A 20609-nucleotide genomic window follows, 5' to 3' on the forward strand; every position below is an offset into this window, starting at 1 on the left:
AGAGATGTCATATAGATATAAACTTCACCAAAACTCTTAGTTATGAAAACTCACTTTGTATTCATTTTATTTGCACTTACCCTACAATATACAGTTGGACAAACCCAAAAAGATAGCTTACCGGGAGATACATCTTTGGTAACTTCGGATAAAGAACTGCAAACATTATCAGATCAGGAAAAAGGTAATTTTACCTATAAAGTTGAAGATTACTTTCAAAAACCAAAACAGACCACATTTAAATTCTCTCCAGATGGAATGTTTTTCTCTTATAGAGAAAAAGATAGCAACGGAAAACTCCATATTTATGTAAAAAATACCGAAACAGGTGTTGTAAAAAGAATTATCGAAGAGAAAGAAGAGCTTATTCGAGGATATGGTTGGGCAAATAATAAACGACTTATCTATGTTATGGACCAAGGAGGGAACGAAAATTATCATCTTTTTGCAGTAGACTTGGATGGGAACAACCAAAAAGATCTTACTCCATATAAAGATGTAACAGTTAGTATTTTAGAAATTTTGAAAGAGCAACCAGAATTTTTGGTTATTTCTATGAACAAGGACAATGCACAAATATTCGAACCTTATAAAATAAATATCAATACAGGAAAAATAGAAAAACTATTTGAAAATAAAGATGTTCAAAACCCTATATCCGGATATGATTTTGATAAGGATGGTGTGCTAAAAGGATATACAAAACAAGAAAATGGAGTTAATTACTCAATGTATTATAGAACGGCATTAGATAAACCTTTCGAGAAAGTATTGACCACCACCTGGAAAGATAATTTCTATATTCTTGGTTTTGATTATACAACAGCTTATCCTCACGATGCATTTGTAATGAGTAATTTGGATAGTGATACGAATGAAATACTGTTATATGATTTGGCAAAAAAGGAAACTATAAAAAAAGTATATAGTAATCCGGTATTTGATGTGGGTGGTTTAAACAGGTCTAGAAAAAGAGGATATGAAGTAGATTATTACTATTATACAGGAGAAAAGAGTGTTACAATTCCTGTAAGTGATACCTACAAAAAAATACACGCTAAATTCGAACAACAATTTAAGGGGAAAGATTTTTATATAACTAATAAAACAGATAACGAGGATAAATATTTGATTTATATAAGTAGTGACAGACTTTATGGAAAGTATTACCTATATGATGTAGCCAAAGATAGTTTTAAAGAAATTATGAATTTGATGCCACAACTTAAAGAGGAGGAGATGGCAGAAATGAGGCCTATTAAGTTTAAATCAAGAGATGGATTAACATTATATGGGTATATAACTGTTCCCAATATTGTTAAAGAAGATGAAAAAGTTCCTTTAATAGTAAACCCACATGGTGGACCATACGGTCCTAGAGATGAGTGGGATTTTAATCCAGAAACACAATTGTTTGCAAGTAGAGGATATGCTACCTTACAGATTAATTATCGAGGATCAGGAGGATACGGAAAGAAATTTTTATTGGCAGGTAGCAAACAGATAGGAAGAAAAATGCTTGATGATTTGGAAGATGGTGTTGCTTATGCAAAATCATTAGGATTTATAGATGAGAACCGTATCGCAATTTATGGAGGTAGTTATGGAGGGTTGGCCACTTTAGGAAGTTTGGTGAAGACTCCCGGCTTGTATCGATGTGGAGTAGATTATGTTGGTGTTTCTAATTTGTTTACTTTTTTTAAATCCTTTCCTCCATATTGGAAACCATATTTACGTCAAGTATATGAACAATGGTACGATGAAAATGACCCTAAAGACCAAAAAATCATGAGAGAAGTTTCTCCCGCATTAAATGTAGATAAAATTACAAAGCCACTTTTTGTGGTGCAGGGTGCAAATGATCCTCGTGTTAATATAAATGAATCTGATCAGATTGTAACCAATCTTAGAAAAAGAGGATTTGATGTGCCTTATATGGTTAAATATGATGAAGGACATGGATTTGGTCATGAAAAAAATCGTATCGAGCTATATGAGAGTATGATGGGATTTTTTGCTAAACATCTAAAATCAGATCTTCTAAAAAATGATACCAATACGTTAAAAAAGTAAACAATCAATAAATAGTATTGAAACCCCTTTTCATGTATGAAAGGGGGGTTTGTTATTTTGAAGGGTTATAATTTATAAAGGATATATTTGTCCGTTATTAAAAAAAGAATTAATTTTGTCCTATAAATAAAAAGTGTATGTTTTCAAAATCTTGTGAATATGGTCTTAGAGCGGTTATTTTTATAGCACAGCAAACTACGAAAAATAATAAAGTGAGTTTAAGTACGATTTCAGAAGAAATAAACTCTCCTCAAGCTTTTACTGCAAAAATTTTACAACAGCTTACACGCACTAATATTGTAAAGTCTATTAAAGGACCTTATGGTGGATTTATGATAGAGGACGAGAAAATGGATACAAAATTAAGCGAGGTGGTTCAGGTTTTGGATGGAGATTCGATATATACGGGATGTGGTTTAGGGCTGAGACAGTGTGATGCGAATTCGCCATGTCCTTTACACTATAAATTTGTAGAAATAAGAGACAACCTTAGAGATATGTTAGAAAATACTTCGTTAAAATCTATAGCCGATGATATGAACGCTGGGTTAACCATCTTAAAAAGATAAAAAAAATTTAAATCAATAAAGGATAAAAAGATCTTTTTATCATTTATGAATAAAGCTAATATATAGAAAAATTTGAATCATATAAAAATGGAACTAAATAGTGAAACTTTAATAGGTGATATTGTAGCAAAGAACTACAGGAGCGCCCAGGTTTTTAAAAAACATGAAATAGATTTTTGTTGTCAGGGAAATAGAAGTATATCTTCTGCTTGCAAAACATTGGGAATATCTACCAATGATCTTATAGAAGAACTGACCAGCCTTTCTGAAGAAGTAAAAGAAGAAGAAAACTATCAGGAATGGGAAATAGATTTTTTATCTGATTACATCTATAACAAACACCATCAATACGTTGAAAGTAAAATACCTGTAATTAAGGAGTATTTAAGCAAAATCTCTCAGGTTCATGGTGACAACCATCCAGAACTCTATGAAATAGAAACTCTTTTTAAAGAAAGTGCAGACGAACTTAGTATGCACATGAAAAAAGAAGAATTACTTCTTTTTCCATACTTCAAAAAACTAGCTAAGGCATCTAGAGGGATAGAGATAAATTCAACATTGTCATTTACATCGGTAGAAAGTCCGATTGCAATGATGCATAAAGAACATGATGAAGAAGGGGATAGGTTTAGGAAGATCTCAGTGCTTAGTAATCAATACACCCCTCCAGTAGATGCATGTAACTCTTACAAAGTAGCATTCTTACTATTAAAAGAGTTTGAAGAAGATTTACACAAGCATATTCACTTAGAAAACAATATCCTTTTTAAAAAAGCAATCGTAATTGAAAATAGCCTAAACTAGTTAAAATGAAAAAAATTTGGATTGGATTTACCAGTGTTGTAGTACTGTCGTTTGCTGCTCTAATATGGGTTGGAACAGAAATATATCAAACGCAACCACCGATTCCTGACACCGTTGTCATTGGCGAAAACAAAGAAATAGTATTTACCAAAGAAGATATTCAAACAGGTCAGAATGTTTGGGAGTCTATTGGGGGGATGGAAGTAGGGTCTATATGGGGACATGGTAGTTATGTTGCTCCTGATTGGACCGCTGATTGGATACATAGAGAAGCCCTATTTATGTTAGGTGCCTGGGCACAAAAAGATTATGATAAAAGCTATAGAGAGCTGGATGAAGAAAAAAAAGCCGCTTTAAAAGCCAGGCTTATCAAAGATATAAGAACGAATACCTATAATTCTAATGAGAAAAGTATCACTATATCAATAAACAGGTATAAAGCAATTAAGCATAACTCAAAGTATTATGCATCTCTATTTTCTGAAGGCCATGAAGAGTATGCAATCCAGAAAGGAGCATTAACAGATAAAGAAAAATTAGCACAGCTTAATGCATTTTTATTTTGGACCTCATGGGCGGCAAGTACAAATAGGCCAGATCAGGAATACACATATACTTCTAATTGGCCTCATGAACCCTTAATAGATAATACCATTACACCAGATTCTCAAATATGGTCTGGGTTTTCTGTAGTCTTATTGTTATTGTTTATAGGGGTACTTACTTACTATTATATTAGAAATCATGAAAAAGGTGAAGCTGTAATATATCCAGATAAAGACCCTTTGACCAAAATTATACTAACCAATTCTCAAAGAGCTGTATTAAAGTATTTTATAGTAGTCTCTCTTTTAATTGGATTGCAAATTCTTCTCGGAATCCTCACAGTACATTATACAGTAGAAGGACAAGCATTTTTTGGATTTGATTTGGCTAGTATTTTGCCTTACTCTATTACCAGGACATGGCATACGCAATTAGCTGTATTCTGGATTGCAGCTACCTGGTTAGCTACAGGACTTTTTCTAGCTCCGATGATTAGTGGCAAAGAGATGAGGTTCCAGGTTTTTGGAATTAACTTTCTTTTTGTTGCCCTGATAGTTATTGTGTTTGGCTCCCTAATTGGAGAGTGGTTGGGAGTACATCAATTTCTGGATTTAACAACAAATTTCTTTTTTGGGCATCAGGGATATGAATACATGGATCTGGGTAGATTTTGGCAAATTTTCCTTGCCATAGGTTTGATTTTATGGATGATCATGGTGGGCCGCCATATTCTTTACGGGATCAAAAAAAATGACGGAGCAAAACATCTATTGATCATTCTTTTAATTTCTGTGATAGCTATCGGTATGTTTTTCTTTTCAGGATTAATGTATGGTGAGAACAGTAGTCTACCCGTTATTAATTATTGGAGGTGGTGGTTAGTGCACCTTTGGGTAGAAGGCTTCTTCGAAGTTTTTGCAACCGTTGTTATCGCATTTGTATTCCTAAAAATGAAAATCTTGTCAGCAAATACAGCAGGTAAAGCTTCGATAGCTTCTGCAACCATATTTTTGGCAGGAGGAATAATAGGAACCTTGCACCATTTGTATTATTCAGGGACACCCGTTCAGGCGATAGCTTTGGGAGCTACATTTAGCGCATTAGAAGTAGTGCCATTAACACTAATGGGATTCGAAATTAGAGAAAACTGGAATTTACTAAAAGAAAATCAATGGATGCAAAAGTACAAATGGCCGATCTTCTTTTTTATAGCAGTGGCTTTTTGGAATATGCTGGGAGCAGGAGTCTTTGGGTTCTTAATCAATCCTCCTATAGCATTGTATTATATACAGGGGTTAAATACCACTGCGGTTCATGCGCATACTGCTTTATTTGGAGTATATGGGATGCTAGGAATGGGGTTCATTATTATCTGTCTACGATTCTATTCTAATAGACCATGGAAAACAATTAAACTAAAAAGAGCTTTTTGGTTGCTTAACATAGGTCTTATTGCGATGGTGGTTTTGAGTCTGCTTCCTGTAGGAATTATTCAGGCATATACTTCTATTACCAAAGGGTACTCTTTTGCAAGAGATGCCGAATTACTCTATTCGCCAACAGTACAGACCTTAAAATGGTTGCGTATGATAGGAGATATTATTTTTTCTGCCGGGATATTCTATTTCTGCTGGTTTGCAATAGAAGAAACGATGTATTGCCTTAAAAAGAAAAATTAATCAAAAAATCCGCACCAATCTAATGATTGGATTGGTGCGGATCAAACTATATAAAATGAAAGAAATACAAAACAGAGAAGATGTCTTTTTACTGGTCTCTACATTTTATGCATCAATACAAAAGGATGAATTGTTAGGCCCCATATTTAATAGCCACTTGTCAGAAAAACAATGGCCCATTCACCTTGAAAAGCTAACAGATTTTTGGATGACTGCCTTATTTGGAGTTGCGTGTTTTAAAGGTAATCCAGGGCAAGCTCATAGAGATGTAGATAAAAATCTAAACTATACGGTTGACCAAGTACATTTTGGAAAGTGGTTACAGCTGTGGTTTAGTACCATAGATACCTTGTATCAGGGAGAAATAGCACAAAGAGCCAAAGATGCTGCACGAAAAATGGCTACGAGTCAATATCTGTCCATTTGGAGGAATCGACCTCACCAGAATAATTAAAAAAATAAATGAGTGTAAACCAAAGCTGGTTGCTACTAGCTTTCATAAAAACAAAGAACATGAAAATTTATAAAGAGTATTTAGAAGAGTATTCAAAAGGAATTATAGGATATACCCCACTTGCCATTATAGGGCAAAGTTGTTTAGGATCTGTTGCTGCAATGTTCATTTTAATGAACGGAAATTCTGCATCACAAATGTTTCAGTTATTTATCATAACCATTATGTGTATGTTTTATAATGGTGCTATGTTGTCTCAACAAAAACCTAAAATAAGCTTCAACTTACTTATAGCAAGTGTGTTTGCAAGTATAGTTATTTCAATTATAAATACGATATAACAAAGTCATACGTTTCATTGTATATTGTCAATAACTCGAGTAAAGAAACGTTATTCATTTACTCGAGTTTTTTAGTATCAAAATAGTCAGGTTTCCATTCTAAATTACCGAAAACTATTTTAAATCGATCTTTCCAATTTCTACATTTTTTTACGTCCTTCCAAATGTTTTTATACTCTATAAAATTAATGGTGAGCGGGTTGTTGGTATCAATGTTTTTGGTCAGCCCATAAATTACCTTTTCTTCTTCTCGCTGAAACGTGCCAAATAGTTTATCCCAGATAATAAGGACGCCGCCATAGTTTTTGTCGAGATATTTATGGTTAGACCCGTGATGTACCCTATGTACAGATGGGGTATTAAAAACTTCATCCAGCCAACCTAGTTTCTTAATACGTTCTGTGTGAATCCATGTTTGAAATTGTGCCACAAGTATTAACCCGACAATAGCCTGAAATGGGCTAAAACCAATTAAAACCATAGGAATCAGAAAAATCCATTCGAATGTACTTTCTACAATGCTTAATCTTAATGAAATGGTAAGATTATAATCTTCAGAAGAATGATGTACACTATGACTTGCCCACAAAATACGATGCTCGTGCTCTAAACGATGCATCCAGTAATAGGTAAAATCGGCAGCAAAAAAAGCAATAATCCAGGTCCATATGTCTATAGGGATCTCAAATGGAGATATCCAGCTAATAGGGACTAAAAAAACAATTCCAATGGCTCCAAATGCGGTTTTCTCTAGAAGTTGATTAATAATAAAAATCATAATATTAGCCCCGGTATCTTTCCATCTTCTCTCTTTAGAAGTAAATATATCTAGTATTAATTCTATAGCAATAAGACCAAGATTGAAAATAAAGAAGTAAGCAATGTACTGCATGATCGGTGCTCCTTCAAATAGCGAAATTAACTTAGCAAAACTCATAATAGTTATAAATTTATGTTAGAATTATTATTTTTTGTTTTTTGGGATAAAATATAAGAACCATAAAAACCAAAGTAGATTTGTTAGTTCCCAAATCGATCTATTTCCCAGAAAGTAACTTTGTATTAGTGGCAATTTGTAAAAGCCTATCAAACCCAAAAAACCGAGATACCAATAATTGTCAAGTTTTAATTTGTTCATCTTTTTTATAATTGGCGTTACATAAATGTGAGCATTAATATGCTAAGAATTACTAGTCCTAAAACCCATAGAACTATCCATTTTGCAGAGTTAAGCTTGATATAATTGGTAAACAGGGAATTGATGTAGAGCCAGAACCCAAAAAATACGGTCCATAAATGCCATGCCTCAATATGAGACCTAATCATAATGACGTGTGATAAAGTAAACAAACAGTTTATAGAAACAAAGTAGATGTTATTACGAGAAAATTTCATATTTGCTTACCAATTCATATCAAACTATTTTATTCGTTTCCAGATTTCTGTATTAGAATATCCCCAAAATGAATAACTAACATATAATGTCGTTAGGTTTTTTAGATGAAGCTTGGCATCAAAAACATACTTCTTGTTTCCTTCATTGTATTTATATTTTCCATTTCCTTTACCATTGCTTAGGGTGATTTTATCCATGGCAAGAGAAGTATATTTTACTCCTTCTCCTTTATCATTTTTAAGATAGCGAGTATAACATTTCAATTTCCCGCTTACGTTTTTAAACTCATAGGTCACATAGGATTTCTCTCCTTCATCATCATAGGTAGTTTGCCATTTTCCGATTAAATTGGTAGTGCTTTGGCCCTTAATAGATGTAGTGATTAACAATAAAGAGATAAGAAACATTAACCTGCAGCACCAGCTTATTTTTATGATCATCCAAAATTTCCTTTAAAAATTACAAGACAAAAGTATGGGATGTGTCTATGAATAAAGACGCTCCCTATAATACCGAACACAAAAAAGATGTCTTGATTTGTCAGAATAAAGTAGTAGGGCAATTAGAATTAACCTTTGTTACTTTTCTTAAATTCGGTAGGGGTTTGAGAAGTGATTTTTTTGAAAGCTGAGTAAAAAGCAGCTTTACTGTTAAAACCTACATCCAATGATATTGCAAAAATAGTATCTGGTTTGGATGCTAATAATTTCTTCTTTGCTTCTTCAATTCTAAAACTATTAATAAAATCAGGAAAGTTTGATTTGGCATTTTGATTAATAGCTTGAGAGATATGATGAATAGATTTGTCTAGTCTTTCTGATAATGTATTCAGTTTTATATCAAAATCAAGGTATAGCTTTTCTTCCTCCACCAACTTATAAATTTGATTGAAAAGTTCGGTAGAATCTGTTAAAGATGATTTTGCATATTTCTTTTTTGAGGCTTTTGGTAAATCTTCAAAATCACCAGTAAAGATGAAAACAGGAAAATGCATGATAGAAAAAGCAAAAGTAAAAAAGAAGATGGATATTAATAATGTTTCAAATTTCATATACCCTTCATAATTTTCGAAAGCCTCATACCTTTCAATCCGAAGACTACCAATAATATCACTTATCAAAAGACCTAGCTGTAAGATGACAAAGGATATTAATACCAACTTTACCCATTTATAGGTAAGTGCTTGTTTTTGATTAAGGTTTAATGCTAAAGGAGATTCTTTAAGACGAAAAAAGGCAAAGATGAATAATAAAATGTTCAGTAAACTTACTGTAAGATATTCTATCTCCAACAATTGGTCATACCCAGAGTCTTGTACAAAACCCATAAATTGATCTAGAGAATCATATTTAAATAGAGGTAAGAAAAACAGCCACCTTATAATAGTATAACCAATAACAACAAACAACCATTTGTTGATATGAATACTTCCTTTGGTAAATAATATAATAAAGTAAAAAAATAAAAAACCTATAAGATGTGTTAAAAGGTAGGAGATTCCAAAATAAGGGGTGTTACCCTTATGATTTATGGTGATATAGTAATCAAAAGCAATGAATGTATATATAAAAACGATTCCTGCTAAAACAAAACGTATTTTTTTGTCTTTGCCCAAGCCCGTTTTTCTAAATAAGATAAACAACAATAAAGATACTCCTATTATACTACTTAATAATGGAGTTATATCCAATACATTCATTTGGCAAAGTTAATATATTGCACAACTTTTTTCTGTTTTCTTGTATGTAATGTTAGGTTTTTCACAAACCGGTTAGCTTTATTGTTTAAACAACCATAAAAGAAGGGTAAAATACCCTGCTTTCATCAAAAGAGCCCTTATCTTGAGAATTTAATGATAAACGATCCTGTCATGATGGTTCATTTATTTATCTTTTATTATCTAACCAACTTCTTGGATAAGGGTACATAGTTGTAATCTTTGATGTATAGCATCTGTGTTTTTAGAGAAATTATATCGTATTGTTTTCTTTTGTTTATTTAGTATAGAGGTATTACTATTTGAAGCAAAATTAGATGTCTTGTATGTTACAGAAGGCTTTCCCTATAAATCGAGACAAAATTATGGGTGAAAAATGTTTGGGTTGTATGGAGAATTGAGGTTTATGATGTTATAGAAGTGTTGAGAACACTAATTAAGTACTATATACTACCATAATTTATAGTGTGACTTTCAGGATTAATTAACTTCAAATTTCTCTAATTCTTTAATAAAGTATGAGGGTTTTAATTCAGTGTGTTTATAAAAAGCTTTCGAAAATGATTCTGCATTTTTAAAACCAGCTTCGCCTGCAATGGCTTTAATCGAATATTTTCTTAATACTGAATCTTTTTTTAATTGATTAACTATATATTCAATACGTAACTGGTTAATATACTTAGAAAAAGAATTGTTCTTGTGCTGATTAATTACTTTAGAAAGGTAATTAGAGTTAGTTCCCAACTTTTGCGCTAAGGATTGTAAATTAATATTAGTATTAGTATACCCATGCTTTTTTTCAAAATTATCTAATTTGTTTAAAATATCGTTTACCACATCATTTGAGATGTTTTTACTTTCTTTAGGTATAGTGACTACTGATTTGGGAGCAACAATTTTTTCTTGATTTATAATGTTTAAAAACCGTTTTTTATAGTTACGCTTTTTGTGTATTTGATAACCTAATAGGCCTATAAACAGTGTGATTAGTAAAATATAAATTGTTTTACTTCTACGACTTATTTGTACTTTTTCTTCTAGTTTAGCAATAACTTCTTTCTTTTCAGCTAATAAATTAGGGATGTCATATTTCTCAATAAGTGTTTCACTAACTTTATTTTTTTCTGTTAGTTTTAACTCTTTTATGTTTAGTAATTTATTAATATACTTGAGCTGGTTGTTTAAATCGTTGGCTTTTTTATAATAATCAACTAAATAAATAAAGCAATTTTCTATGTTATTAGAATATATATTCCTTGCTTCATATAAAGAATCTGCTTTTTTACTAAATAAAAAAGCGTTCTTATCATCATTAAGAACTTGATAGGAACTTGATAAAATAGAATAAATTTTGTTTAATAATCTAAAATTATCATCTTCTTTTGCAGTTTTAACTGCTTTTTTGAGAGATTTGATAGACTTTTTATATAGCTTTTCTTCATATTCTATTAATCCTTTGGTGTAAAACGTATATCCCAAAAGAACGTTATCATTTAAGGCTTGGTATAAATTAATGGCTTTTTTATTATAAAAATAAGCAGAGTCTATTTGATGCGATTTCCTATATGTATTAGTTATATCTAATAATATTCCTAAAAAAGGACCTGCTTTTAGTGTATCACCTTTGTAAAAGTAATAATTATTGTCTACAGCAAATTTATAGGCTTTCTTTTCAAAATGTAGCGCTTTTTTATACTTTCCAATATAATGGTTAAAGTACCCAAGATATATGTAGGTTATATGTTGTAAGCTATCATTTTTGAATTTTTTTAAAACAGTATTAGCTTTAAAAAATTCTTTTGATGCTTCATTAGTTTTGTTGTTACGATATAAATATATCCCTTTTTCTAAAAATATAGCAGTAGGGTATTTTTTTGTTGGTGTTTTTTGGGTTGCCTCAATTAATGAATCGCAAAAGCTTAAGTAAATGTTAAGGTTGTCATTTATTCTAGCTAATAGATATTTACCATCAAACATTCTTAAAGTATCATTTTCTCGTAAAGCTTTTAAAAAATAAGCATTAGCATACATAATAGCTTTTGTAGTATCTGATTCTACAGCAAAAAAAGAATCTCCAAGTTCAGTATAATTTTTTTGGAGTATAGAATCGGGTGGTACTGTATTTTGGCTATTGGAGCAAAATATTCCTATTAGGATAAAAAAAAAAGTTGCTTTTAAGGTATTCATGAAAATGATTTTAAAACAAATTGAATATCCGGAATGTATAATAATTAATCATTGTTAATCTGACCTGTTTCAGGTTCTCTTTATAAAGGCCTATTTATGAACATAGTGAGATTCCGAAATAAATTCGGAATGACATTAAAAACATCAGTATTACACAAAACGGATAATCACATAAAACAATGTAAAACTATAAAAAATGTTATTCGGAAACTTTAACTTATTAAGAATTTTATAATATGGAATGTATTTTTTAATAAAGAAAAGAAAGATGAAGAGGGACTACTGATTTTTTTTAGTACTCTCAGAAAGTTAGAAAAGTTAATAATTATGAAGAAAATAATTTTGAAATTAAGAAAGTTATAAGCAATTGAGTTGTCGTTTTTTTTAGGGATAAAACTGTTTTACACTTCTTTTTCTAACACCTCCATTTGTTATCTGATATTTAAATGTTAAAATATCTTTAAAGGTAGAAGAAAACATAGTTCTTCTTCTACCATTTTTGTGAAACTTTTATAGAGTTTTTACGAATTAAAGTTTTGTTATACAATGATTTTCAATCAATTTGAAAGGATAAAAATATGATAGCGTTTTAGTTTTTATGTATAAAATTATTAAAGCTATACATCTTTAAAATAAGCATTAAAATCAATGTTTTACGCAGTCTAAATTCATGAATCTAGACTGCACAAACTTGTAAATTAATTGAAGTCCCTATTTCTTGCGTCGAGATAAAACAGTTATTTTACAATGAAAGATTCATTAGTCATTATAGTGCAAAAGCTTCTTAAAAAGAATAGGATTTCTTTAGTTAAGGTAATTTTATCCTGGTCAGGGTGCTCTTTATCAAATTTAAAAATAATGATAGGAGCTTCTCCTTACATAGCAAACATTTTTTTTGTTAAATCATGTACCAATAGAAGCATTGGTACTGCATTTAGCTTTTAGAGTCTTTATTTTGTAATAGAATTTATGATACAAGGAACGTTCTTTTATATAGAAATATAAGGTAAGCGTTTTTTACTTCGTAATATAAAATAACGATATTGAAGTAGAACCTTAAATAAAAAAGTCAAACGAAATAACTATGAAAAAAAAAGTAAACTCAAGGAAATTAACATTAGATAAATTAACAGTTACCAAACTATCAAACCCATTAGAAATAAAAGGAGGGAATTCTCAAATTGGCACTCGACAAACTTTTAATCAAGGCCCTACAAGAAACAATTAAATTATGATCATATAGGTGGGTAAATGATACAAGGCCTTAATCTAAATAAATGAAGCTTTAAAGTTCTTGAAGTAAATTTGATATTCTTTTAGATTACACTTTACCAATAATATCTAGCCTTGTATTTGGTGAGCACCACGATTTCATTATACAAATTGACAAAACATATAGCTAAGGTAATTTTACCCTGGCCAGGAATATGATTGTCCAAATTTAGAACAAAAAATACATTCAAACTGATGTATTTCAGAAGACAATATTCATACAGACATAAACTCTGAGTGTCTATAAATGATCAGATCAATGTATAACTATATAATTAGGAATTATGAAAAAATCAATTTTAAATTTTGGAAAAACTCTAAATCCATCACAACTTAAACAAATTACCGGGGGGTGTTCCTTTTCAATTTATGAACGTCATGAACCAGAAGACGCAGAATATTGTGAAAGTGTACTAGCTGATGGAGCAGTACGTAGATTGATTAGTAGATATGGAACCAGGTAAAATCTGATGCAAAACCCTTCTGGTTAGGCATTGGGGAAACTACCTGTCCAGAAGGATGTTTAGATGTCTATTACGATTAATATGCTTCATTATTATAGGACAGATAGATGATAGGATATAATTATTGAATATAGGTTCTTGGTTTGTTGATCTAGAATTAAGAACACAAGTGATAACTGATAGAGTAAAATTTTTAAAAAAATAATTTGGAATGAGTTCGATATTAGGATCAAAAAGTGGTCTTATTAATTGGGAGTATTTTTTTAGAGAAACAGACTAGTATCCCCTTTTTATAATTTCAAAAAAGTGTAAATCTTTTAAAGGATAATAATGAAGAATACATTAGCTAACATAGTACAAAAATTACTGAAGAAAAATGGGGTTTCTTTTGATAAAGAAGAACTCAGTTTTCAGATACAAAGTCACCCGTCCTATCCTAGTATACATGCAATAACGGGTGTTCTAGATCATTTTACGATAGAAAATGTAGCTGCAGAAGTGCCTGCAGATCAAGAAACATTGGTACAGCTCCCGGATTGTTTTATTGCACAAATCAATTCAGATCAAGGAGAAGAACTGGTACACGTAGAACGAAAACGACAAGAGTATCTTATTTCTAACGGTAATAATCAAGAAACAAAATATACAGAAAGTAAATTCCTCGACCAGTTTACAGGTATCCTAATTGCAGCAGAAGCTCCAGAAGATGACAACACCATTACAAATCCTAAAAATGCAGATATTATAAAACACTCGGTCATTGGGATCTTGATAGTACTTATAGGATATATTATATATAAAAGTGAACCCTCAATGTTTGCGGTATTACATTTTGCTCTCTCTGTGATCGGTGGTATTGTTAGCCTTGCTATCATTCGACAAGAATTAGGGATACAAACCACCATTGGAAATGCCTTTTGTGCTAACACTAATGAAAAAACAGATTGTGATTCGGTACTAAGTTCTAAAGGGGCCGAGATCATAAAAGGTTATAAATTAAGTGACCTTAGTATGTTATATTTCTCAATCACACTATTACTTACTCTAGCATTTATAACAGATCCCAGATTACCCTATGCTATTAGCATACTTGCTTTACCCATAACAATGTATTCTATTTACTATCAATACAAGGTAGTCAAAAAATGGTGTATACTCTGTCTAAGTATTGTAAGTGTACTTTGGTTACAAGCGGTGGTAGTACTGCTAGCCAATACTGTTTTCTACAATTTTGCAATCAGTGATTTGATTCCTACTACTATAATAATAATATCTGTATGGTTGGTTTGGTACTATGCTAAACCCATGGTAACAGAAAACAAGAAATTAAAAAAGGACAAGATAGAGAGTAACCGATTTAAAAGAAATTTTGATGTTTTTGATAGTTTGTTACAAAAATCACCCCAATTAGGCACTTATATAGTAGAGGATCAGGGGATACTATTCGGTAACCCAGAAGCGCTAATAGAAATAGTCCTAGTTACCAATCCTTTTTGTGGACATTGTAAACCCGTACATCAACAAATGCATGATTTGTTAAATCGATATGGCGATCAAATTAAAATAAAGGTACGTTTTAATGTTGCCACAGAAGATGACGAGAATCCTATTGTCAAAATTACAACAAGCTTGCTACAGCTATATAGAACTGAAGGAGAAAAAGTATGCCTAGCGGCTATGGATGAAATCTATGAAGGCATGGCTGTAGAAGAATGGTTGGAAAGATGGGAAATTTCGATTGACAAAGAAGTTTACATTGATGAATTGAAAAAGCAACAACTATGGTGTATAAATAATTTAATCAATTTTACACCTCAAATTTTGATCAATGGCAAAGCATTTCCTAAGGAATATCAAAGACAAGAACTAGAATTTTTTATAGAAGAACTAGAAGAAAACATACAGCAAAAACAACCGAATACCAGTATAAAGTATTACAACGATACTATCCTATTTAACTAAATAGCACAAATTTCAATAAAAACAACCAAGCCCAAAAAGGGCTTGGTATTCGAACAGTATTCTCTCGCAAAGAATAGATACAATATCTATAAACCATTCTTTACAAAGATAACTGTAAAAATTAATCTCATAAAAGATATAAAAACGGAGATAGCTTGAAAAAAAAGTTTCCACATTACACGCAAACCGAGGGGAAAGATTGCGGACCTACCTGTATTAAAATTATTGCCAAGTATTATGGCAGAACTATTAATACACAACAATTACGCAATCTTAGTGAAACCACACGCGAAGGTAGTAGCTTACTGGGGTTAAGTGAAGCAGTAGAGTCTATAGGGTTCAAATCCTTAGGGATGCAACTTTCTTTTGAAAAGTTGAATGAGGTTCCCTTACCCTGTATCATACATTGGAATAAAAATCACTATGTAGTCTTATATAAAATAAAAAATGAAACCTTATATATATCCGATCCCGCACACGGGTTATTAACCTTTACCCAAAAAGAATTTATTCAGCATTGGATAGGCAATAACGCCAATGAAAACACCCAGGAGGGCATTGTTTTATTGATAGGACCTACTCCAAAATTCTATCAAGAAGAGTTTGAAGAGGATGAAAAATTTGGTTTCGGATTTGTATTCAAATATCTTTTTAAATACAAAAAATTTATTATACAATTAGCCATAGGACTTCTAGCGGGAAGTTTATTGCAATTGCTACTCCCTTTTCTTACACAAAGTATAGTAGATGTAGGAATAAAAAATCAGGATTTAAACTTTGTATATCTGATTTTATGTGCGCAACTATTACTTTTTATAGGCAAAGCTTCTTTAGAAATTATTCGCAGTTGGATTTTATTACACCTTAGTACACGAATTAATATCTCATTAATTTCTGATTTCTTTATCAAACTTATGAAACTACCTATTTCGTATTTTGATGTAAGAATGACGGGTGATTTATTACAGCGTATTAACGATCATAAACGTATCGAAAAAATAGTAACCACATCCTCATTAACCATACTATTCTCTTTTTTTAATCTTATTATTTTCAGCATTGTATTAATGTATTACAGTCTGCAAATATTCAGTGTATTTGTGGTTGGGAGTGTACTTTATTTTGCTTGGGTATTGTTCTTCTTTAAAAAACGAAAGGAACTAGATTATAAACGCTTCTCTCAAGTAAGTCAGGAACAAAGTAAAGTCATAGAATTGATAAACGGAATGCAGGAAATCAAGTTGCATAATGCCGAAAGACGTATGCGTTGGAACTGGGAATTTGTGCAAGCCCGTTTGTTTAAAGTGGCTACCAAAAGTTTGGCTTTAGAACAGACCCAAAGTGTGGGATCCAACTTTATTAATGAACTTAAGAATATGCTGATTACCATACTTTCTGCCAAGTTGGTTATTGATGGAGATATCACCTTAGGGATGATGATGGCGATAAGCTATATCGTAGGGCAGCTAAACGGCCCCGTAGCCCAGTTGATTAATTTTATGCGAGATATACAAGATGCGCAAATTTCCTTAGATCGATTAGGAGAAATTCATAGCATGGAAGAAGAGGAAAATCCACAGGAAGAAAAAGTAATTCAGATTCCTGAAAACGCTAACATCAAACTAAACAATATTTCTTTTCGCTATACAGGTGGATTAGAACCGGTACTAAAAGACTTATCCTTAGAAATCCCCGCTAATAAAACTACAGCTATAGTTGGGGTGAGCGGAAGCGGAAAAACCACCCTTATGAAACTATTAATAGGCTTTTATAAAGTTGATAAAGGCGATATTACTATTGGCAAATTTACGCTAGATTCCATTTCTACTAAAGCCTGGCGAAACAACTGTGGAGTGGTTATGCAGGAGGGCTATATTTTTAATGATACCATTGCCAAAAACATTGCCGTAGGAGAAGAGTATGTAGATAAAGAAAAACTAGCTCATGCAATCGATGTAGCCAATATCTCAGATTACATAGATGGGCTCCCCTTAGGATATAACACTAAAATAGGTAGCGAAGGAAGTGGACTTAGTACGGGGCAAAAACAGCGACTACTCATTGCCAGATCCGTATATAAAAACCCTAAGTATTTGTTTTTTGACGAAGCAACCAGCGCATTAGATACCAATAATGAAAAAGTGATTATGCAGAAACTCAATACTTTTTTTACCAATAAAACTGCAGTAGTTATTGCCCACCGATTAAGTACCGTAAAAAATGCACATCAAATTGTAGTAGTCGATAAAGGACAAATTGTAGAAACAGGAAATCATGAGGAACTCATAAAGCTAAAAGGAAACTATTATCACCTAGTTAAAAATCAATTAAATCTAGGTCAATAACAATATTCTCTTGCAAGGAATAGACACAACCCTTGAGTGTCTATAAAGGATCAAGGATTAGATCAAATATTTTAAATCATTAAAAAATGAAAAAATCAATTTTAAAATTAGGAAAGACTTTAAATAAAGTAGAGCAAAGAAATGTGAATGGGGGAGATTCGTATCAATGGTGTTTAGAGAGATATACTCGGTATCTAAATCGAGGTTCATATCAAGGCGCACCTAATGCACCTGGACATGCTGGACAACATCCAGGTCAATGTCGTTGTGCAGTAGTTTATGGATTTCCTGAAGAAGTTTGCTACTAAAACGAGTAAAAGTTTTTAAAGATAGTATAAACCCAAACTCGATTAATATCAAGTATTCTGTAAAAAGCGTCGATTCGAGTGATTTTTCGTAGTAAAATGGAGAAAAATTGTATCGAGAATAGCATTTCAGATTAATCGAGTTCAGGTTATAACGTTAGCTCAAAAATATAATCAAGCTATAACATTCTCTCGCAAAGAATAGACACAAACCTTGAGTGTCTTTAAATGTTCAAGGAATTTAATTAAAATTATAAATCATTAAAAAATGAAAAAACAAATTTTAAGATTAGGAAAGGTTTTAGAAAAACAAGCGCAAAAAAGTATTAATGGAGGAGATTCTGGACGCGAATGTTATACTACTGGACAATGCCAAATAGCATATGGACAAAATTCTGTCTGCTGCAATGGGCAATGTAGTAACGATGGGTTTAATCCTGGTAGTAGTGGTCAACCAGGTGGATCGGACCCTTGCTCAAGTGATGGTCATGGTTCTGGGTATTATTGGGGACCTAGATAAATCATATTAAGAAGAAGAAATGTTAAAATAGGAGAGCGTTCATATACGCTCTCTTTATAAGCTTTATAAAGCAAAAAATATTTTTTCTCGAAAAAGAGACAAAAAATCTTGAGTGTCTTTACATGTTCGAGGGTTTAATCAAAATTATAAATCATTAAAAAATGAAAAAATCAATTTTAAAATTAGGAAAAGAATTAAACAAGGCTTCTCAAAAGTCAATTAACGGGGGATCGTCTAACACATGGTGTGACTATAGCGAATTTCGCTCAAATACTTTTTGTTGTCCAGGAGTAGGTTATAGATGGATGAGTCTTGATCTTACAGGAGCTCCTGGTGGAACATCTATTGAAGACGCTTGTGGCGTTACAAAAGAAGAGGGTAGTGTAGGTGTACCTGGAAATTCGCCAATGCCAGGTTAGTAGGAAGTCCTGTATAACCAAAATATTAAAAAGCACAGGAATTTTTAACCTGAGTTAATTTAAAACTTAACTAGTTCCTTTTCCCTCTGGGAGAAGGTTAGGACGAAGGTTTTTAATAACTGTTACCCCTCACCTTAATCCCCAGAGGGAAACTCAAAAGAAGTATTATTAGCTATTTAATTTGGGGTTAGGTTCTAAGTTATGTCAAACTCACGTTTTTAAGCTCCTGTGCTAATACAATAAAACTATAAAATACAATGCCGCAAGATCAAGATATCACCATACGTAGCGAAGAAGTACAAGAAATACTAAGTCATGTCCCTAATTGGATGATTCGTTGGGGAAATACCTTGTTTCTTGTATTAATTATAATGCTATTGTTTATTTCCTGGTTTGTCAGATACCCTGATATTATTACTGCAGAGGTGATGATAACGACTACCATTCCTCCACAAAAAATATATACAAATACCAACGGTAATTTTGATGCTTTTCTTGTAATAGATGGAGGTGCTGTAAAAAAAGGAGACGTATTGGCCGTCATAGAAAATAGTGCCTCATACAAAGATGTTTTATCGTTAAAAAAAAGTGTGGATACCATCAATATTTACCAGGAAAATTTCAGTTTCCCTATACATAAAATGCTTCCTATGGCATTAGGTGATATTACCAATAGCTTTTCTCAATTCGAAAATGATTACTCAGAATATATCTTAAATCAGGAGTTACAGCCTTTTAAATCTGAAGTATTGGTCAATGAAATGTCACTAATAGAAGCCAAAAGGCGTTTGGATATACTATTAGGGCAAAAAAAATTAAATCAAGAAGAAGTATCCTTGAAGAAAAAAGATCTGGAACGAACACAGAAGTTATTTGCACAAGGGGTAATTGCAGCTAAAGAAAAAGAACAAAAAGAACTAGAATATTTACAGGCGAAACGAGCATATCAAAACTTGGTTTCATCGGTATCACAAATAAAAGAATTGATCGCTAATGCTACTAAGAATATAGCAAACACTTCCTTCAAAAAAACACAAAGTGATAGTCGCTTAAAAACAAAAGCAATTCAATCGTTTTTATACCTAAAGAAGTCTATCAAAGATTGGGAAAAACAATATGCACTGATAAGCGCTATAGATGGTAAAGTATCTTTTTTATCCTATTGGAACAAAAACCAATCTGTAAAAACAGGCAACTTAATTTTTACAGTGATTCCTAAGGACAGTGATGCCTTTATCGGAAAAATAAAAGCCCCGGCAACGAACTCAGGAAAAATCAAAAAAGGACAAGAAGTACAAATTCAGCTCCTTAATTATCCTGCCGATGAATTTGGAGAAATTAACGGAACGGTAGCATCCATCTCTGTGATACCTGATGAACAAGAGAACTATATAATCGATGTTAAGTTACCGCGAGATTTAAAAACAACGTATGATAAGAAAATCAATTTTAAACAAGAAATGAAAGGAACTGCTAACATTATTACCGAAGATTTACGCTTGATAGAACGTTTTTTCTATCAACTAAAAAATATACTTAACTAATTAATTCAA

At 31.9% G+C, this 20609-nt stretch carries 18 protein-coding genes; 14 read left to right on the forward strand and 4 right to left on the reverse strand.

What is annotated here, in order from left to right:
• Positions 1–42 precede the first annotated feature (42 nt).
• From ABW636_RS04340 to ABW636_RS04365, 6 genes are all read left to right on the forward strand, one after another.
• A complete protein-coding gene (locus tag ABW636_RS04340; protein ID WP_367588722.1) occupies positions 43–2073 on the forward strand; it encodes a S9 family peptidase in 2031 nt (676 codons plus the stop codon).
• Positions 2074–2210: 137 nt separating this feature from the next.
• A complete protein-coding gene (locus ABW636_RS04345) occupies positions 2211–2642 on the forward strand; it encodes an RrF2 family transcriptional regulator (RefSeq protein WP_367588723.1) in 432 nt (143 codons plus the stop codon).
• Positions 2643–2729: 87 nt separating this feature from the next.
• Positions 2730–3449, forward strand: a complete 720-nt coding sequence (gene ric, locus ABW636_RS04350) for an iron-sulfur cluster repair di-iron protein (protein WP_367588724.1) — start codon at positions 2730–2732, stop codon at positions 3447–3449.
• Positions 3450–3454: 5 nt separating this feature from the next.
• Positions 3455–5674 (forward strand): nitric-oxide reductase large subunit, encoded by a 2220-nt coding sequence (locus ABW636_RS04355; RefSeq protein WP_367588725.1) that lies wholly within the window; start codon positions 3455–3457, stop codon positions 5672–5674.
• Between the two features lie 55 nt (positions 5675–5729).
• Positions 5730–6128 (forward strand): group III truncated hemoglobin, encoded by a 399-nt coding sequence (locus tag ABW636_RS04360; protein ID WP_367588726.1) that lies wholly within the window; start codon positions 5730–5732, stop codon positions 6126–6128.
• Between the two features lie 59 nt (positions 6129–6187).
• Positions 6188–6469, forward strand: a complete 282-nt coding sequence (locus tag ABW636_RS04365; protein WP_367588727.1) for a hypothetical protein — start codon at positions 6188–6190, stop codon at positions 6467–6469.
• 58 nt (positions 6470–6527) lie between these two features.
• On the opposite strand, the gene ABW636_RS04370 is transcribed toward ABW636_RS04365, so the two are convergent.
• From ABW636_RS04370 to ABW636_RS04385, 4 genes are all read right to left on the reverse strand, one after another.
• The gene (locus ABW636_RS04370) at positions 6528–7406 is read right to left on the reverse strand and encodes a sterol desaturase family protein (protein ID WP_367588728.1); all 879 of its coding nucleotides are present in this window, start codon (positions 7404–7406) and stop codon (positions 6528–6530) included.
• 482 nt (positions 7407–7888) lie between these two features.
• Positions 7889–8305, reverse strand: coding sequence for a hypothetical protein (locus tag ABW636_RS04375; protein WP_367588729.1), 417 nt, complete (start codon positions 8303–8305; stop codon positions 7889–7891).
• A 128-nt stretch (positions 8306–8433) separates the two neighbouring features.
• On the reverse strand, positions 8434–9564 hold the full coding sequence (locus ABW636_RS04380; RefSeq protein WP_367588730.1) for a helix-turn-helix domain-containing protein: 1131 nt from the start codon (positions 9562–9564) through the stop codon (positions 8434–8436).
• Between the two features lie 498 nt (positions 9565–10062).
• Positions 10063–11769 carry a helix-turn-helix domain-containing protein gene (locus ABW636_RS04385; protein WP_367588731.1) on the reverse strand — a complete coding sequence of 569 codons (1707 nt, stop codon included), beginning with the start codon at positions 11767–11769 and terminating at the stop codon, positions 10063–10065.
• 1084 nt (positions 11770–12853) lie between these two features.
• On the opposite strand from ABW636_RS04385, the gene ABW636_RS04390 reads away from it, so the two are divergent.
• From ABW636_RS04390 to ABW636_RS04425, 8 genes are all read left to right on the forward strand, one after another.
• Positions 12854–12997 carry a class I lanthipeptide gene (locus ABW636_RS04390; protein WP_367588732.1) on the forward strand — a complete coding sequence of 48 codons (144 nt, stop codon included), beginning with the start codon at positions 12854–12856 and terminating at the stop codon, positions 12995–12997.
• 328 nt (positions 12998–13325) lie between these two features.
• The gene (locus ABW636_RS04395; protein WP_367588733.1) at positions 13326–13505 is read left to right on the forward strand and encodes a hypothetical protein; all 180 of its coding nucleotides are present in this window, start codon (positions 13326–13328) and stop codon (positions 13503–13505) included.
• A gap of 330 nt (positions 13506–13835) precedes the next feature.
• Positions 13836–15467, forward strand: a complete 1632-nt coding sequence (locus ABW636_RS04400) for a vitamin K epoxide reductase family protein (RefSeq protein WP_367588734.1) — start codon at positions 13836–13838, stop codon at positions 15465–15467.
• Positions 15468–15622: 155 nt separating this feature from the next.
• Positions 15623–17812: a peptidase domain-containing ABC transporter gene (locus tag ABW636_RS04405; RefSeq protein WP_367588735.1), complete on the forward strand. Its 2190-nt coding sequence runs from the start codon at positions 15623–15625 to the stop codon at positions 17810–17812.
• Positions 17813–17898: 86 nt separating this feature from the next.
• Positions 17899–18120, forward strand: coding sequence for a hypothetical protein (locus ABW636_RS04410; protein ID WP_367588736.1), 222 nt, complete (start codon positions 17899–17901; stop codon positions 18118–18120).
• A 265-nt stretch (positions 18121–18385) separates the two neighbouring features.
• A complete protein-coding gene (locus ABW636_RS04415; RefSeq protein ID WP_367588737.1) occupies positions 18386–18637 on the forward strand; it encodes a hypothetical protein in 252 nt (83 codons plus the stop codon).
• A 161-nt stretch (positions 18638–18798) separates the two neighbouring features.
• A complete protein-coding gene (locus tag ABW636_RS04420) occupies positions 18799–19056 on the forward strand; it encodes a hypothetical protein (protein ID WP_367588738.1) in 258 nt (85 codons plus the stop codon).
• Positions 19057–19313: 257 nt separating this feature from the next.
• Positions 19314–20600, forward strand: coding sequence for an HlyD family secretion protein (locus ABW636_RS04425; protein ID WP_367588739.1), 1287 nt, complete (start codon positions 19314–19316; stop codon positions 20598–20600).
• The last annotated feature ends 9 nt before the right edge of the window (positions 20601–20609 follow it).

The sequence above is a fragment of the Aquimarina discodermiae genome (assembly GCF_040786235.1).
In the GTDB taxonomy this organism is placed as follows: domain Bacteria; phylum Bacteroidota; class Bacteroidia; order Flavobacteriales; family Flavobacteriaceae; genus Aquimarina.

Bases quoted from the DNA above. Each gene is read 5' to 3' on its own strand.
- ABW636_RS04340 (WP_367588722.1), top strand. From the start codon at position 43: ATGAAAACTCACTTTGTATTCATTTTATTTGCACTTACCCTACAATAT.
- ABW636_RS04345 (WP_367588723.1), top strand. From the start codon at position 2,211: ATGTTTTCAAAATCTTGTGAATATGGTCTTAGAGCGGTTATTTTTATA.
- ric (WP_367588724.1), top strand. From the start codon at position 2,730: ATGGAACTAAATAGTGAAACTTTAATAGGTGATATTGTAGCAAAGAAC.
- ABW636_RS04355 (WP_367588725.1), top strand. From the start codon at position 3,455: ATGAAAAAAATTTGGATTGGATTTACCAGTGTTGTAGTACTGTCGTTT.
- ABW636_RS04360 (WP_367588726.1), top strand. From the start codon at position 5,730: ATGAAAGAAATACAAAACAGAGAAGATGTCTTTTTACTGGTCTCTACA.
- ABW636_RS04365 (WP_367588727.1), top strand. From the start codon at position 6,188: ATGAAAATTTATAAAGAGTATTTAGAAGAGTATTCAAAAGGAATTATA.
- ABW636_RS04370 (WP_367588728.1), bottom strand. From the start codon at position 7,406: ATGAGTTTTGCTAAGTTAATTTCGCTATTTGAAGGAGCACCGATCATG.
- ABW636_RS04375 (WP_367588729.1), bottom strand. From the start codon at position 8,305: ATGATCATAAAAATAAGCTGGTGCTGCAGGTTAATGTTTCTTATCTCT.
- ABW636_RS04380 (WP_367588730.1), bottom strand. From the start codon at position 9,564: ATGAATGTATTGGATATAACTCCATTATTAAGTAGTATAATAGGAGTA.
- ABW636_RS04385 (WP_367588731.1), bottom strand. From the start codon at position 11,769: ATGAATACCTTAAAAGCAACTTTTTTTTTTATCCTAATAGGAATATTT.
- ABW636_RS04390 (WP_367588732.1), top strand. From the start codon at position 12,854: ATGAAAAAAAAAGTAAACTCAAGGAAATTAACATTAGATAAATTAACA.
- ABW636_RS04395 (WP_367588733.1), top strand. From the start codon at position 13,326: ATGAAAAAATCAATTTTAAATTTTGGAAAAACTCTAAATCCATCACAA.
- ABW636_RS04400 (WP_367588734.1), top strand. From the start codon at position 13,836: ATGAAGAATACATTAGCTAACATAGTACAAAAATTACTGAAGAAAAAT.
- ABW636_RS04410 (WP_367588736.1), top strand. From the start codon at position 17,899: ATGAAAAAATCAATTTTAAAATTAGGAAAGACTTTAAATAAAGTAGAG.
- ABW636_RS04415 (WP_367588737.1), top strand. From the start codon at position 18,386: ATGAAAAAACAAATTTTAAGATTAGGAAAGGTTTTAGAAAAACAAGCG.
- ABW636_RS04420 (WP_367588738.1), top strand. From the start codon at position 18,799: ATGAAAAAATCAATTTTAAAATTAGGAAAAGAATTAAACAAGGCTTCT.
- ABW636_RS04425 (WP_367588739.1), top strand. From the start codon at position 19,314: ATGCCGCAAGATCAAGATATCACCATACGTAGCGAAGAAGTACAAGAA.